A 15,762-nucleotide genomic window follows, 5' to 3' on the forward strand; every position below is an offset into this window, starting at 1 on the left:
GATCATACCGCAGCTACTTCTTCTTTGATCCAATCGTACCCTTTCTCCTCGAGTTCGAGTGCCAGGCTTTTATCTCCAGACTTTACGATTCTACCTTTATACAGTACATGTACATAATCAGGCACGATATAATCCAACAATCGCTGGTAGTGAGTTACTACTATAGTTGCTGTTTTTTCTGTTTTGAGTTTGTTTACTCCATCAGCAACAATTTTCAACGCATCAATATCAAGGCCTGAATCGGTTTCATCCAAAATTGAAAGCGTTGGCTCAAGCATCGCCATTTGAAAGATTTCATTTCGCTTTTTCTCCCCTCCGGAAAAACCTTCATTCAGTGATCTGCTCAACAAAGCCTGGTCTATGTCCACAAGCTTCATCTTTTCTTTCATCATCTTAAGAAAATTTACGGCATCCAGTGCTTTCTCTCCCCTTGCTTCTCTCACTTGGTTGAGTGCAGTCTTTAGGAAGTTAGTTGTAGAAACTCCCGGAATTTCCACCGGGTACTGAAAGGCCAGGAAGATGCCTTTTTGAGCTCGCTCTTCAGGGCTAAGCTCCAATAAATCTTCGTTGTTGAAAGTGACTGAACCTCCGGTGACAGCATAATCTTCTCTACCAGCAAGTACGGATGCTAATGTACTCTTACCCGATCCGTTTGGACCCATGATAGCATGTACTTCACCAGCTTTGACTTCCAGATCAATACCCTTCAATATTTCCTTATCCTCTATCGAGGCTTGTAAATTTTTAATTGAAATCATTATTTCAGTTCAACGTTTTTTGTTTTCAGTTCAATTTTTTCCCGCTCCCTAGAAAATTTGGAACCCCTAAAATCAGAGTTCTTTAAATAATTCATAAAACCAGCTATCAATTTGCTGATCTCTAATGTTAAATCATGCAATTCCTGAAACTCATCTTCAGAAAGATAACTTCGATCTTTTGCACGATAAAGCTGTGATCTAACTTCACCGCAAGAAGCTTTGGCGATTGAAAGAAATTGATTAAACTCTCTATTTCCATTCCTTTCAAAACCCTCTGCAATATTGTCCATTACCGAACCTGAAGATCTGTTAATTTGATTAATCAACTCATAATCCTTAACAGTCGAATCATTAATTAGTTTTTCAGATATCAATAAGCAAAGTTCTCTTGATAGTTGCCAAGATTTTAAGTCTTCAAATTTTGTGATAGTTGCCATTACTTTTAACTATTAAACTTTAGACTTTGAACTTACGCTTATCCAACACTACCCTCAAGGGTCAATGCCAATAGTTTTTGTGCTTCTACCGCAAACTCCATAGGGAGCTTGTTCATTACTTCTTTTGCAAAGCCATTTACAATTAAAGCCACAGCCGTTTCTTCATCGATGCCTCGTTGCTGGCAATAGAAAATCTGATCTTCACCAATTTTAGAGGTAGTTGCCTCGTGCTCTACTTGTGCTGACTTATTTTTAATGTCTATGTATGGGAAGGTATGTGCTCCACATTTGTCACCCATTAATAATGAGTCACACTGGGAGAAATTACGTGCCCCTTCGGCTCGCTTCAATACTTCCACTTGCCCGCGATAACTGTTTTGCGATTTTCCCGCTGATATTCCTTTGGAAACAATCCTTGAGCGAGTGTTTTTACCGATGTGTACCATTTTGGTACCGGTATCTGCTTGCTGATAGTTGTTTGTAACGGCCACTGAGTAGAATTCACCTACGGAATGGTCTCCTTTCAAAATGCAAGATGGATACTTCCAAGTCACAGCAGATCCCGTTTCCACCTGCGTCCATGAGATTTTAGCATGATCGCCTGCACAGATTCCTCGCTTGGTAACGAAGTTGTAAATTCCGCCTTTGCCATTCTTGTCGCCCGGATACCAATTTTGTACGGTAGAATATTTTACTTCAGCATTTTTGGTAGCATAAATCTCCACCACTGCGGCATGCAATTGATTTTCGTCTCGCTGTGGAGCTGTACAACCCTCCAGGTAGCTAACGTAACTGTCGTCATCTGCTACGATAAGTGTTCTTTCAAATTGACCTGTATTTGCAGCATTTATCCTGAAATAGGTGGATAGCTCCATTGGACATCTGACACCTTTAGGAATGTAGCAAAACGATCCATCTGAAAACACTGCCGAATTGAGCGCAGCAAAGTAATTATCGTGTATGGGGACCACAGATCCTAAGTATTTTTTGATCAATTCAGGATGTTCTTGCACAGCCTCACTGAAAGAACAGAAAATTACGCCGAGCTCAGATAACTTATCCTTAAATGTGGTAGCCACTGATACAGAATCAATCACCGCATCTACAGCCACACCTGTCAATCTTTTTTGTTCTTGAAGGGAAATTCCCAGTCGTTCGAATGTCTTAAGCAATTCAGGATCTACTTCATCCAGATTTTGAGGCTTCTTACCCTGCTTGGGAGCAGAGTAATATCGGATGCCCTGATAATCAACCTTAGGATAGTTGATGTTTGCCCAATTAGGCTCTTTCATTTGCTTCCACTGAGCAAATGCTTTTAAACGCCAGTCAAGCAACCATTGCGGTTCTTCTTTTTTGGCTGAAATGAAACGAACAATGTCTTCGTTGATACCCAAAGGAGCCTCATCAGCTTCAAAGTCTACAGACCAGCCATGCTCATATTCTTTGGAGGTAAATTCTTCTAATATTTGATCGTCAGTACTCATTAAAATTTACTTCGTTTCGATGTGCAAAGGTACATCTTATTTATAGTAATTCTAAATAAGAACAAGGAACTTGCAATAAGGTTCAACGCAAGACAAATTTCTAAAAAATGAGGTGCTTATTGACACTCTCTTCTAGTGAAATGAAGGTTTCCGTACTCTCTATGCCATCTACTTTTTGAATTTTATCATGAAGGACATCTTTAAGATGAGAGGTGCCTTTGCAGTAGATTTTGCAAAAGATGTTGTAGTTGCCTGTGGTATATCTAATTGTGGCTATTTCTGGAATTTCTTTTAACTCCGCCACAACCTTATCATAGAGCGAGCTTTTCTCCAGGTAAATTCCCAGAAAACACGTGATATCGTAGCCCAGTTTTTCGTAATCTATTTTCAGTGTAGTACCCTTTACAATGCCCATGTCTTCGAGTTTTTTCATTCTCACATGCACAGTACCACCGGAGACAAATACTTTTTTCGCAACCTCGGTGTAAGGCATCTTGGCATCTTCTGAGAGAATATTCAAGATTTTGAGGTCTACATTATCAATCTCGTAATTTTTACTCATAATAGTTAATGTTAATTTCAATTTTTATAATAAAATAGATATTTAACTAAATTAAATGTATTTATTTCGCTAATTTATTGAATTATTTTCAATAAATATAGCATTATTGTACATTTGAATCATCAAACACACTGTAGAGTGGTGAAACTGGCAGACATGCCCTCCTCTCTCGGGGGTGGAGATAAGGGATAAATCCCAGTAAGTTCTCTCTCGATCTTGAATTGGGAGAGAGCGTCTGGGGCTAACTGCTCCGTGGAGGTTCGAATCCTCCCTCTACAGCTTTTGGGTTAATGTTGTTTATTTAGGTCTTGGTAGGGGTGCCAAGGCCTTTTTTATTCGCTAATGCTTTTTCAGTAAGACGCATACCTTATCTTTATCAGCTTTAAATCAACCCCGTCCCAATATGAAGACACAACCATGGCATGCGAGCTACCCTGAAGGTGTAAGCTTAGAGATAAACCCCGATAGCTACAGCTCTTTGTCAGAAATGGTTGATGAGCGCATAAGGCAATACAGTGACTTAGTTGCGTTTGAAAATATGGGCAAGGAGATGACTTTTTCGGAGCTCGGACAAGCCATTGATCAGTTTGCTTCTTATTTACAGAATGATACCAATTTAAAAAAGGGCGATAGAGTAGCCATCCAAATGCCGAACTTACTACAATATCCGGTAGCACTGTATGGCATACTGAAAGCTGGAATGGTGGTTGTCAATACAAACCCGCTGTACACGCCAAGCGAGATGCTTCATCAGTTCAATGATTCTGGAGCCAAGGCGGTGGTCATTGTTGAAAATTTCGCATCCAACCTGGAAGAGATTCTTAAAGAAACCCAGATCGAAACGGTCATCGTCACCAAAATTGGAGATTTAATTGGAGGGCTTAAAGGCAGCATCGTAAACTTCGTCGTGAAGAATATAAAAAAAATGGTGCCTCCATATAGCCTTCCTGATTCGATTTCTTTTAAAGAGGTTCTCAAACTAGGTGCTCAGAAAGCACCCTTAAAAGTGGATACCGAGAGTTCAGAGATCGCATTTTTGCAATATACCGGAGGTACCACAGGAGTGTCCAAGGGAGCCATGCTTACTCATAGGAATGTCATTGCAAATATGGAGCAGGTGTGTGAGTGGATGCTTCATGGTGGATTGGAAGAACGAAAGGAAATATTCATCACGGCGCTACCGATGTATCACATATTTGCATTGACTTGCAATGCGTTGATGACTGTTAGAATAGGGGCGAGAAATGTATTGGTGACGAACCCAAGAGACATGAACGCGTTCCTCAAAGATTTAGGAAGACATCAGTGGTCGATTCTGACAGGAGTTAATACTTTATTTAATGGCTTGCTCAATCAGCCTAAGTTTAAAGATTTAGATTTTTCAAAGGTTAAATTTTCGTTTGCCGGAGGTATGGCGCTCCAGAAATATGTAGCAGATAAGTGGATGGAAGTGACTGGAACACCGGTTTCCGAAGGCTATGGTTTAACCGAAACTTCACCAGTGCTGACGGCCAACCCGCTGAGAAAAGATGCGGAGCCAGGATATATTGGTATGCCGATACCGAGTACTGAAGTGGTGATATTAGATGATGATGGTAAAGAGGTAAAAACAGGGGAAAGGGGGGAGCTGTGTGCAAGAGGACCACAAGTATTTCAAGGCTACTGGAATCGGCCGGAAGAAACAAAGAACTGTTTTCATGAAGACTGGTTTAAAACGGGAGATATTGCTGTGATAAACGAACAAGGCTTCTTTAAAATAGTTGATCGTAAGAAAGAGATGATTTTGGTGTCTGGTTTCAATGTCTATCCAAATGAGATTGAAGACTGTATTGCGCTCAATGAAAAGGTGCTTGAGGTTGGGGCGATCGGAGTTCCTGATAAGAAGTCAACCGAGGCAGTCAAGGTTTACATTGTAAAGGCAGATCCCAGCTTGACCGAAGAAGAAATTCTGGAACATTGCAAAGAGAACCTAACGGGATATAAAAGGCCAAAATACATTGCTTTCACTGACGAATTACCAAAATCCAATGTGGGCAAAATTTTGCGAAGAATATTGAAAGAAAACGATTTAAAAACAAACACTTACGATTAAAAAATGAAATTAAAAATTACCGCCCTACTACTTTTTTTTGGCTCTGCCCTAATGGCACAAAATGCTCAAGACACTACCTATTGGACCATTGGAGGAACCAGTTCCTTGACTTTTTCTCAGGTCTCTTTGACCAACTGGGCAGCGGGGGGGCAAAACTCAGTGGCTGTTAATTCCAATTTCAGCATTTTCGCCAACCGTGTAAAAGGCAGAGGTAAATGGGAAAACTCAATGGATTTAGCATACGGATTGATTAAGCAAGGGTCCGCTGGGTTTAGTAAGTCAGACGACCTAATCAATATTGTGACAAAATATAGTTACCAGATAACCCGAGATAACGGGAAATGGTTTTACAGTGGCCTGATGGATTTTAGGACGCAATTTTATGAAGGTTTTGATGCAGAAACAGGGTTAACAAAAATATCCGATCTCATGGCACCTGGATACCTCACACTGGGACTTGGTATTTCCTATGATCCCAGCGACAAACTAAGCTTTAGTTATATTCCTTTAACCGGTAAATTCACTTTCGTCACTGATCAAGAGCTTGCTGATCAAGGAGCATACGGAGTTGATCCGGGGAGCAATTCACGAGCGGAATTTGGTTCTTTCTTTCGGGCAAAATATAAAAATGACATTTTCGAAAGTAAGCTTGAATTGTTTACCGGATATACAGAGAACGTGGGAGAAATAGATGTGAACTGGCAGAATGCACTCGTTATGCAATTAACTAAAGTGCTATCTATGAATGTCTTTACGCAGTTAATTTATGATGAAGATATTCTGATAGAAGGAGATGATGGAGAGACAAAGGCGCGTGTACAATTCAAAAGTGTGCTAGGAGTCGGTCTGACCTATGGTTTTGGTAAAAACCTATCAGAATAATTATTTAACATCTTAAGCTAAGCACATAGCAAAAAATAAATTAACCTTGTCGCCTGAATTGAAAACCAAGCTTTAAAAATTAAGATATGCCAGAATTTAATGTAGGGGATAACATGATCTATATATTCCCGATCCTTCTTCTTTTCATGGTTGTGGAATACTTTATGGCCAAGCAGGACTATGAGTTGAAGGATTCGCTAGCTGGATTCGGAATTGCTTTAGGAGCGGCCTTCATTTCTTTTTTTACAAAGGCATTCACAGTAGCGGTTATTTTTCAAGGCCTCTTCGAACTTTTCGAACCGCTGAGAGTTGAATACCTGGGATATGATACCATCGGTTGGGCTTGGTGGGCCTGGGTATTGGCCATCGTGGCAGATGATTTTAACTTCTACTGGCATCATAGATTGAGTCACACTGTGAGACTTCTTTGGGCAGCACATGTGCCACATCACTCATCTAAAAATTACAATTTTGCGGTAAGTATAAGGAATGGTTGGTTTATCACTTTTTATAAACCGATTTTTTGGATTTGGATGGCGTGCGTTGGCTTTGAGCCAATTATGATAGGCTCTGCACTTATCATAAATGCCACCTATCAGTATTTCTTACATACAAAGCACATTGGATCTCTTGGATTTATAGGGAAGATTTTTAACAACCCGCATGTTCATGCAGTACATCATTCAAGCAATGTTGAATACCTTGATAAAAATCATGGAGGCATCTTACTTATCTGGGATCATATATTTGGTACCTGGCAAAACACCATCAAAGGCGTGGAGCCACAGTATGGTATATTAAAGTCGCCAGATACTTACAATCCTATCCGATTAAATACGCACATATTTGAAGACATCTTTCATGATCTAAAGAAGGCAAAAAATGTGAAGGAAGTCTTTATGTACATATTTGGCCCTCCAGGATGGAGTCCGGATAATAGCACATTGACGGTGAAGCAAATACAGGCAGGGGAATCCCCAAATGAGGACGAGTCTGCCACGGCGGCAGCTTAATATGTAAAGTCAGAATCATAGTTGTGGCGTGTATACGAAATGTATACTCAATCCTCAAGGCTAAAATTTGAACAGAGCATATCTCTATCGAATTTTAGGCCATGATTGTTATTGACTTCTTGATTCAGATTTCCCAAAGGCTAACAAGTCTCTTAGCTAAATTGATGGAAGCTATATCATTAACTCTAGTGATGTTTTTACTTATTCTTTTGATGATACTCAATAAAATGGTTTCCTATGATAGGTTCCAGAAGAACATTAAGTAAGCATGGAATTGCACATCCTATTTACTTTGTAATACTATATCAGTATCGGACTTAATGTGAATATCACGCTGAGGGAATGGAATTTCTATTCCTTTTTCTTTCAGCTTTTCAAAAATGGAAAAATAAAGTTCACTCTTTAGTTTTCTAGGCTTATCTGTATAGGTAGATGTCCAAATGGCTAACGTAAAATTCAAAGAGTTATCACCAAACTCATCAAAAAACACGTGTGGTGCAGGGTTTTTGAGTACATGCTCATTTTCATCAGCCACTTTCATTAAAACGTCTCTGACCTCATCGGGATCCTCTTTGTAGCTCACACCTACAGGTATGTCGAAACGGATGTTGCGATCGTTGTGACTCCAATTGATTACCCTTGACGAGATAAACTCTGAATTTGGAACAATGATGGACACATTCTCATTTGTAAGTATCGTAGTTGCTCTAACGGAAATATTAATGACATCACCTTCTGTATCACCGACGACAATTCGATCTCCCACCTTAATGGGTTTTTCAAAAAGAATGATGATTCCTGAAATAAAATTGTCCGTAATGTTCTGCAATCCAAAACCAATCCCAACACCCAAGGCACCTGCCAGCAAACTCAACGAGCTCATATCTATTCCAGCGCTTTGAATAATGAAAATTGAGCCAATGAACATGATCATCACACGAGTGATCAAGCCAATTGAGTTTCGTGCGCCCCGATCCATGTTAGCCTTTGCGAGAATTTTATTGACTAAAAGGTTTCTAAATCGCTTCGCAATGAATGTCAGGAGGATGAAGCTTATCAGGAAGTATATAATCGTTCCTAAGGTGATTTTACTATCTCCAAGGTTGAAGAGGTTAGTGGTAAATATTTCACCAACCTTGCTTAAAAAGCTTATGATCTTATCCCAGAAAGTCTGTAATGATTCCATTTGGCATGTTTGTGTAAGTAAACCTAAGATAGAACAAGTAGAAATCAGAATTTCACTCGCAGCATTGCTTTGATTTCGGAAGCTGTGTCTCCAAATGAAGTGTCCAAAGAAGACCCTATGAGATTGGCTACACCGAATGCTCCAGGGAATGTGGTTTGTGCATAACGAATCCAAATGGAGATGTTTTTTATTGGATCATATCGCACCATGGCATAGGTTCTTACCCCAGAGCCATTGTAGGCTGGAATGGAAAAAGCATAGAGTACATCACTTTCATACACGTATTGTGCATTGTCAAAATCATCCGTTTCAAACATGGCCATGCGTGTATTAAATTTCAGCTTCCAGACGCTGAAATTTACGTCCTGAACAATAGCAAAACCTTTGGTAAATACACCGTTTTCGTCTTGCGTACTACTTTGCACTTTCGTTTTCAGCTTTAGCCATGGACGAAGTTCATAGTCTATGTTGAAAATGTAATTTCGTTTGATCTGATCTGCTAATATGTTCAGGTTTTCATCAGCAACAGTTACCTGCCTATTCTGCTGCCTTGCTTGCACATATACCGATATTTGCCGTGATGGGAAGTGAGAATATCTTACCAACCATTCCTGGCCTACCGAAGGTGCTTCTGTGCGAAACTTAAGCCATGGAAATTTAAACCTATCGTAATATGCATTCAACTTATGCCTTCGATTGGGTTTGATAGAAATACCCCAGTATGTACCTTTTTCATTGATGTTTCTTGAGTTTTCCGAAAAAGCATTGCCATAAAATGAGTGAAAATCACGGTCGTAGTTTCGCAGTACCATGGCCATATCTACCGTACGAGAAAGACTAGCAACTAATCCGCCGACAGCCCCAATGCCACCGCTTTTTGAGCGAGCTGCCTCTCCGAAGAACGTGAAGTTTTGCCAGGTATAATGTGCGTAAGCTGAGGTAATGTAATTGTGATCGCCTTTAAATTCAAATTGATTGTAATTATTGGGTCTCCTCTGAAGAGGTTTGCTGTACTGGCTATTAAGTCCAGAGATTCCAATGGTAAACCTGCGATGTGGTGAATATTGTATTACCGCGCCAAGTGATTGTTCCTCGATTTGATTTTTAGTTGCCAACTCTTGAGGTGTTCGATGAAATCCAGTGTTTTGAATAGAGTTTACAAATTCTTCGAAATCAGAAAAGGTGGTGTCGGTTTGAATATTGCCGTCTTGTCTAAGATTGGAATAGAATAGGGTAAACTCAAAATCTCCTTGCTTTCTGGTGACTCCTGCGCCTCTAAAAAAACCAGCTTCTAACACCGATGTGTATGGCCGAATGCCTAAGCTATTTCTTTTTGTAGTGTTGACTGTTTCTGCACCTTTTCCAGCGTTGAACCCAGCTCCAAAGACAACACCTTGGCCTATTTGCATTTGAAAATCTCCAAGCATGATTTTTTCAAATCCAAACTTGTTTTCTAGCATCAGGTGATAGGAGTAGAAATCGAAACCCTGCTGGCCATCATCGAATGTAAATTGCTCTCCATTGTCTTTCTCAAAGGTGAATCCAAGACTGAAATCATTGCGATGACTGCTTCTAAATCGTCCGTAAATTTTGTTCTGAGAGCCTTGATACCTTGTAGGTGGAGTCGTCACCGTATCAATGACATTATTATCCACGTCACGAATGAAAGTAGTATCTAGCGGCAAAGCCGCTGTGTACCCTATTTGCTCTTCCAATCGTCTGGAAAAGCGCAAAAGAAAATAATTATTTTCTTCCGTCAACATTCGTTTGATGAGGGGACGTGTATCAGTAAGTGATTCCTTTACGGTAACAAAAGGTAGGAGCAGACGAATGGTTTCGAGATCAATTTCAGGAACAGCTTGCAGCTCATTGATTGATAGAAAATTTCCAAACTTATCGCGATAGGAAAAAAAGCTGGACAGTTGGGCTGGACTGAGAACATACAGTGATGCAAGCTCTTCTGGTTTTACATTATTGAGGTTCAGCTTGTTACTATAATAGAGCAACAATGATTCATAAATATCCTCATAGGATACATCCTCATCCTGAACCTGAAACAAGCGTTCTGCGAAATCTTCTAGATTGATCTCTTCATTTTGAGCGAAAGAAAAAAATCCAAATGTAATCAGCAGTATGGTGAGCCATCTCCTCATTTTTTGAATGAAAAGGCTACTGACATTTCATGAATATTTCCCAGCTTAGAATCATTGGAAAAACCGTAATCAAACTTCAGATTTTTGGGATGGAACCCAACACCAAAAGCACCTATAAATGGCTGTGTACTGATTCCGGTTCTGACAAACACTTTTTCTACAATTCGATACTCAATCCCGGCTTTGAATACCTCTTCGAAATCCAAATCTTTTTCAACTTCCATGTTCAGCATCAACTCGTCGCTTGGGCGATAAGAGAAACCTCCTTTCATTACAGTGGGAATTCGCTCGCCTGTTTCTGAGTCAAATTTTGCTTGGTTGAGATTGAAAATGTGAGCGCCAAAATGTAGCTGTGGAGAGATTTCCGCAATCCCACCAAACTGTATAGCCAGTGCCTGACTCGTCCCAACAGTGGAAATGTTGTATTGGAGTAAGTCCACACCTAAAGACAGGCTCACCATCTGTATTTTATTCCCAACCGCAAGATGAATGCGTTGTTCGCTGTAGATATCGTCACCAAACTTATAGAATCCGACCCCTGCATTTCCAATGTCAGTAGTGTATATGGCTCCTGCCCCGACCACTTGAAACTGACTGACACCATAACGATTTTGGTATGCTGCAAAAGCGGCATGATCTTCGACACCACCTAGCCCACCAATATTATTAAATAGGCTGTATTCATCAGATAAGGTGAGGGAGGCTCCTGCCATCCCGGCACTTCTCCCACCAAGGTTGAAAGACCCAACCTGAGCATGGATTGAAATAGCAAACATGGTGAGCAGCAGCAGCAGGCTAGATTTCATAGATGCAAAATATGCATTTGGCAGCTTTAATTCAATAATAGTAAATTAAGTACCCATGAAAGTTTTAATGATCATCCTGATAAGTGTTACTGCAATTCGTTTGTATGCGCAAGTGGATACCATCCGTTTTGAAAATGGACAGGTAAAAGCAGTCGGAATATCCGGTGTTTCCGGTAAGTCGGGAGTTTGGAATTACTATTATCCCAATGGTGGGGTTAATAGTATACTCAGTTATCAGCGAAACGAATTGAATGGTCGTCAGCAGTATTATTCTTTTGATGGTAAGCTCATTGGTTTGGAATTCTATCAGGATGGATTGTTACAAGATACAGCTAAATACTATTATCCTTCAGGTCAATTGGAGAAGTATGGAATCTACAGAGATGGACTATATAAAGGTGTGTGGAGTTTTTATTACGAGAATGGTAACCTGAAGAGAAAAGGAGTGTATGAAGAGGGAATACCGATGGGACATTGGTCCTTCTATTTTGAAAACGGGGAGGTGAATCAAGTAGGAATGCTCATTGACGGATTAGAGGATGGGTTTTGGGTGTATCACGACGAAGATGGAAGCCAACTTTATGAAGGATTTTGGAAGAAAGGAGAGAAAGTAGGGCAGTGGTATCGCTATAAAAAAGGGAAGAAGAAGCCCTGGAAAAAGTTTAATTAGAGGAGTGACAGGAAGTTGATAAAGAAGTTGGTTTCACCCTGACCTGTCCGAGATAATTCAAATCTAAAAGTTAAGTCATTGACGATGACTAAGTCAATACCAGCTCCAAGGCTGTACAAGTATTGATCAGAGAGTAGATCGCTCCCATCATAATTGGGGTATCCAACAGCATAGCCCTGATCGAAATAAACCTTTCCATAAATAGCGATGGGAAAAGTTTGAAACTGTCTGACAGGCATCACTTTGCTGACGTCATATTTCCTTCTGAAAAGCTGATGTTTGAATTCATTTCTTTGCAAAACATAAGAACTTGCTTCAATAATTCTGAGGTCATAGCCACGAAGGACTTCCTTTAGGAAACCGATCGAATAATAATTGAAATAGCTACGGTCTTTTGCCGGAAAAGTGCTCAAGCCAGAAATGTCTGCAACCAAAAAGAAATTGTCTTTGAGCTCCCAATACTTTGTGAGACTTAACCGTGCCCTCCAAAAATCTACACCGTCATTGTATAAACCCAGGCCATGCTTGAATAAACCAGCCTGATACCGTTCACCATTTGTGGGATAATTTCGATTGTTGCGTTTGTCCCACACGTAAGTATATCCAAGCCAAAGGTGTTGCTGCTGCGTTCTGCCATCTCCAAGGTAGTTTGGGTTTATGCGCGCAATGGTGTCTGCAACATCCAGGCGAGTGTGTCCCAATGTAGTTAAGTGAAAGGAATAGAATGAGCTTCGGTAGGAGTGACGAACAGAAGTTTTATATGCGCGTCTTAGCACATCCTCTTGAGAGGAAGTGAATCGACGGATGTTTTCCCTCGTTATGACTGCCACGTTCTTGGTTTCGAAGTAACTTGTACTTACTCGCAAACCGTTTCTTTGCTTCTTGTCTATGTATGGAATGCTGTATCGAAGATTTACTACGGTTTCGAAACCTGTCTGTAGCCAGAGTCTAAGTACTTCACCTCTACCTCTAAAGTTGAACTGTGTGAGCTTAATTCCGTAATTGACACGGCTCAGGTCGCGATCGCGATTTACCCACCAATCATTGAAATTTCTATCAACCAAACGAAAAATGGGAAGCGGATAAAAGTACCAGCGTTCATCTACCGTTATTTTTATTTCAGTTGATCCACTCGAAGCATTGATCAGTTCAATTGATACCTCGTTGAAAAGATTGGTATTGTAGATGCGATTTCGATCCCATACGAACATACTATCCAACTGGTATCGCTGATAGGTTCCCCCTTTTTCAAAACTCAATTCTCGCGTGATCATTTGAGGTTTGGTCCGGAAGTTTCCCTCAATGATTATTTCATCGACGGTGAGGAGATCAGTAGAGTCTTGTTGACAGTAGATAAACTGACTGAAGCCACAGAAAACAAAAGTGAGTAGAAATCTTTTCAAATCATTCAATCAGAATTTGGACCGCTATTCTAAGCGGCTGAGGTGCAAACAGAATGATTTTTTAGTCTGCTTGCAAATTTGATTGCTACTTTTACACGCGTGAATAGAATCCTTAAGAAGATCCTTATTTTCCCGATCTTGGTGTATCAATACTCGATCTCTCCGCTATTTCCTCAGTCTTGCAGATATACACCCACCTGCTCACAGTATGCAAAAGAGGCGATTCAAAAGTATGGATGGAAAGGGTTTATCATGGGATTGAAGCGGATTGCCAAATGTCACCCATGGGGTGGAAGTGGCTATGATCCGGTAGAGTGATTAATCTCAGGCGTAGTAACCGAAATAGCTATTCGGTTATAATCTCTGTCTTAAGTATGCGTACATCCTTAAGCGGGCGATCCAAATCGTTGGTTGTTACTGCTGCAATGGAATCGATCACAGCAAGGCCTGAAACGACCTCTCCAAATACGGTATAGTTCTGATCCAAGTGAGGCGTACCACCGATGGTCTTATAAACTTCACGATGAGCATCGGGAATCTGGTATGGTTCGAAATCCTCATAATCCTTCGCCAACTCTCTGAATCTACTGTTTATGGTGCTGAAGGTTTTCCAATCTTCGGCTTCTATGGCAACAATTAGCGAATCTAGCTGATCCGTATAGACGGAATCATGTTTAATGTGGTATTCAGCTAGCCATCCATTTATTCTTGTTTCAGCCCGGTTGAGTAAGCTATCGTTGAAAACCTTTCCTTGCACAATATAGAATTGGGTGCTACTTGAAACACGATTCGGGTGTCCACCACGTGCAGCGGCTAACACTCCTTTTTTGTGAAATAGCTTAGGAGTAATTTCGGCTGGTATGTTATAAGGAAGGTCGCCACTACCTAATGTGTCTCCCTGCTGAGCGGTTTTGCTGTTGATATCTCCGCCTTGAATCATGAAATTCTCAATTATCCGGTGAAAAAGAACACTATCCAGCACTCCGTCAGATACAATTTTGATGAAGTTATCTCGGTGTAATGGTGTTTCGTTGTAGAGCTGCAAGACAATGTCTCCTTTGGTTGTGATCAATTTCACTTTTGTAAGAGGTGGGGTAGTCTCTGTTTCTTTGTTTTCTGTAGTACATCCAATCAATATGATTGAAATAGACAGGTAGGTTAGGAATTTCATAGGAGTAGAAAGTTTGGTACTCGAAAGATAGTATGTTAATTGATACAATCTCTAGTTCTCAGTTACCTCGGATTGAATTTAGGGCTAAAATGCCTGATTCATTGTCAATTGAACATGTTTGATTTTATTCAAAATGTATTTTTTGGGGAGATTCCACATAAAAGATATAAGCATAAAGAGGACAATGATTCTGTATGTTTTCTTGAAGTATTCTCTTTGAGATGAGTTACTAATCACCGCCAGAGCCATGATAAAAAGAGGAGATGTAAATGGAAATAAAATTCGAAAATCAAAATTATCAAAGGGGATAATGATCTTTAAAAGAACGATTCCTACCAGATACCCAACGCTAATATTTAATAATGCTTTGGCTCCTGAATTGAGCTTGAGGGGGCGATTCAAATAGCTTCTTTTTTTTACGAGTAAAAAAATTGTAAATGATTGGATGATGATTGATGAAACAAACAGAAAGTCGAGATTTTCATTGTTAAAATTGTAGTTGCGAGCAACATTAATTTCATTGAAAAGTGCTTGAAAGAGAAGTTTAGTAAACTCAAAAAAAGTCTGATAACCTAGATGGATTCGTTGAGTGCCTGTGAGATAGCCGCTCGATAATTTGTTATCGTACAAATACCAAAGCGAGAATATGGAGGAGGCTACAATGGCCGCAAAATAGGAATAGGATAATTTCCTTACACCATTCAGAAAATATTTTAGACCATATAGCGCAACAATAAAGATGTAAATGACTCCTACGTATCTAAATAAAAAAAGAAAGATCAAGCATATAGTGAGAGTAATTGAGGATCGAAAAGGAGAGTAGTTTTCAGATTTTGTAATTGTATAAGCAAGGAGGAAAACAAAAAAAATGAATGGAGTTTCTGACCATGTTTCGGATATCACCTCCAAGGATCCATATGAGAAAAAGGACAGAGCAAGAAACCATGCTTTCTTACCATGCCAATTATATAAAAGAATAAATAGCAGACCCAGAAATATAAAATTTACAATTTTTGATGAAACGAGAGGAGACGTTTTTGTGCAAAAACTAACCAATGCTATGCTCACTGGGTAACCTACTGGCCATGTGTAAAAGCCTTTCTTAATTTTACTTAGTCTTGACAAAGTAATGCTTTGCGACATCA

15 protein-coding genes are annotated in these 15,762 nt (G+C 39.9%); 5 read left to right on the forward strand and 10 right to left on the reverse strand.

Annotation, left to right across the window (positions count from 1 at the left end):
• Positions 1–2: 2 nt before the first annotated feature.
• The 4 genes from sufC to ABJF57_RS17810 all read right to left on the reverse strand — a co-directional run bounded on the left by sufC (position 3) and on the right by ABJF57_RS17810 (position 3,241).
• On the reverse strand, positions 3–758 hold the full coding sequence (sufC, locus tag ABJF57_RS17795; RefSeq protein WP_462232691.1) for a Fe-S cluster assembly ATPase SufC: 756 nt from the start codon (positions 756–758) through the stop codon (positions 3–5).
• Positions 758–1,195, reverse strand: coding sequence for a four helix bundle protein (locus ABJF57_RS17800; RefSeq protein WP_462232692.1), 438 nt, complete (start codon positions 1,193–1,195; stop codon positions 758–760). Before ABJF57_RS17800 ends, sufC begins: the two co-directional genes overlap by 1 nt.
• Before the next feature lie 38 nt (positions 1,196–1,233).
• Entirely contained in the window at positions 1,234–2,679 is a 1,446-nt protein-coding gene (sufB, locus tag ABJF57_RS17805; protein ID WP_462232693.1) for a Fe-S cluster assembly protein SufB, read from the reverse strand.
• Between the two features lie 100 nt (positions 2,680–2,779).
• Positions 2,780–3,241: an Lrp/AsnC ligand binding domain-containing protein gene (locus ABJF57_RS17810; RefSeq protein ID WP_462232694.1), complete on the reverse strand. Its 462-nt coding sequence runs from the start codon at positions 3,239–3,241 to the stop codon at positions 2,780–2,782.
• 403 nt (positions 3,242–3,644) lie between these two features.
• Between ABJF57_RS17810 and ABJF57_RS17815 the strand changes: the two genes are divergently transcribed.
• From ABJF57_RS17815 to ABJF57_RS17825, 3 genes are all read left to right on the forward strand, one after another.
• Complete coding sequence (locus ABJF57_RS17815; protein WP_462232695.1) at positions 3,645–5,333, forward strand: AMP-binding protein; 1,689 nt, start codon at positions 3,645–3,647, stop codon at positions 5,331–5,333.
• Positions 5,334–5,336: 3 nt separating this feature from the next.
• Positions 5,337–6,215 (forward strand): DUF3078 domain-containing protein, encoded by an 879-nt coding sequence (locus ABJF57_RS17820; protein ID WP_462232696.1) that lies wholly within the window; start codon positions 5,337–5,339, stop codon positions 6,213–6,215.
• Positions 6,216–6,301: 86 nt separating this feature from the next.
• The gene (locus tag ABJF57_RS17825; RefSeq protein ID WP_462232697.1) at positions 6,302–7,228 is read left to right on the forward strand and encodes a sterol desaturase family protein; all 927 of its coding nucleotides are present in this window, start codon (positions 6,302–6,304) and stop codon (positions 7,226–7,228) included.
• 283 nt (positions 7,229–7,511) lie between these two features.
• On the opposite strand, the gene ABJF57_RS17830 is transcribed toward ABJF57_RS17825, so the two are convergent.
• Genes ABJF57_RS17830 through ABJF57_RS17840 form a run of 3 tightly spaced genes read right to left on the reverse strand, consistent with a single transcriptional unit; the run spans position 7,512 to position 11,373 of the window.
• Complete coding sequence (locus ABJF57_RS17830; RefSeq protein ID WP_462232698.1) at positions 7,512–8,414, reverse strand: mechanosensitive ion channel family protein; 903 nt, start codon at positions 8,412–8,414, stop codon at positions 7,512–7,514.
• Between the two features lie 44 nt (positions 8,415–8,458).
• A complete protein-coding gene (locus ABJF57_RS17835) occupies positions 8,459–10,567 on the reverse strand; it encodes a ComEA family DNA-binding protein (protein ID WP_462232699.1) in 2,109 nt (702 codons plus the stop codon).
• Complete coding sequence (locus tag ABJF57_RS17840) at positions 10,564–11,373, reverse strand: PorV/PorQ family protein (protein WP_462232700.1); 810 nt, start codon at positions 11,371–11,373, stop codon at positions 10,564–10,566. The genes ABJF57_RS17835 and ABJF57_RS17840 overlap by 4 nt, the downstream gene beginning before the upstream one ends.
• A 55-nt stretch (positions 11,374–11,428) precedes the next feature.
• On the opposite strand from ABJF57_RS17840, the gene ABJF57_RS17845 reads away from it, so the two are divergent.
• Positions 11,429–12,043, forward strand: coding sequence for a toxin-antitoxin system YwqK family antitoxin (locus tag ABJF57_RS17845; RefSeq protein ID WP_462232701.1), 615 nt, complete (start codon positions 11,429–11,431; stop codon positions 12,041–12,043).
• Here ABJF57_RS17845 and ABJF57_RS17850 read toward each other — a convergent pair.
• On the reverse strand, positions 12,040–13,446 hold the full coding sequence (locus ABJF57_RS17850) for a POTRA domain-containing protein (RefSeq protein WP_462232702.1): 1,407 nt from the start codon (positions 13,444–13,446) through the stop codon (positions 12,040–12,042). The two genes, ABJF57_RS17845 and ABJF57_RS17850, sit on opposite strands and share 4 nt — an antisense overlap.
• 99 nt (positions 13,447–13,545) lie before the next feature.
• On the opposite strand from ABJF57_RS17850, the gene yidD reads away from it, so the two are divergent.
• Entirely contained in the window at positions 13,546–13,764 is a 219-nt protein-coding gene (yidD, locus tag ABJF57_RS17855) for a membrane protein insertion efficiency factor YidD (RefSeq protein ID WP_462232703.1), read from the forward strand.
• 28 nt (positions 13,765–13,792) lie between these two features.
• Here the strand turns inward: yidD and ABJF57_RS17860 are convergent, their stop codons facing one another.
• Together ABJF57_RS17860 and ABJF57_RS17865 are read right to left on the reverse strand one after the other, a co-directional pair.
• Entirely contained in the window at positions 13,793–14,617 is an 825-nt protein-coding gene (locus tag ABJF57_RS17860; protein WP_462232704.1) for a peptidylprolyl isomerase, read from the reverse strand.
• Between the two features lie 84 nt (positions 14,618–14,701).
• Complete coding sequence (locus ABJF57_RS17865; RefSeq protein ID WP_462232705.1) at positions 14,702–15,742, reverse strand: hypothetical protein; 1,041 nt, start codon at positions 15,740–15,742, stop codon at positions 14,702–14,704.
• Positions 15,743–15,762 lie beyond the last annotated feature (20 nt).

This window comes from Ekhidna sp. (genome assembly GCF_039940915.1).
Taxonomy (GTDB): Bacteria; Bacteroidota; Bacteroidia; order Cytophagales; family Cyclobacteriaceae; genus Ekhidna.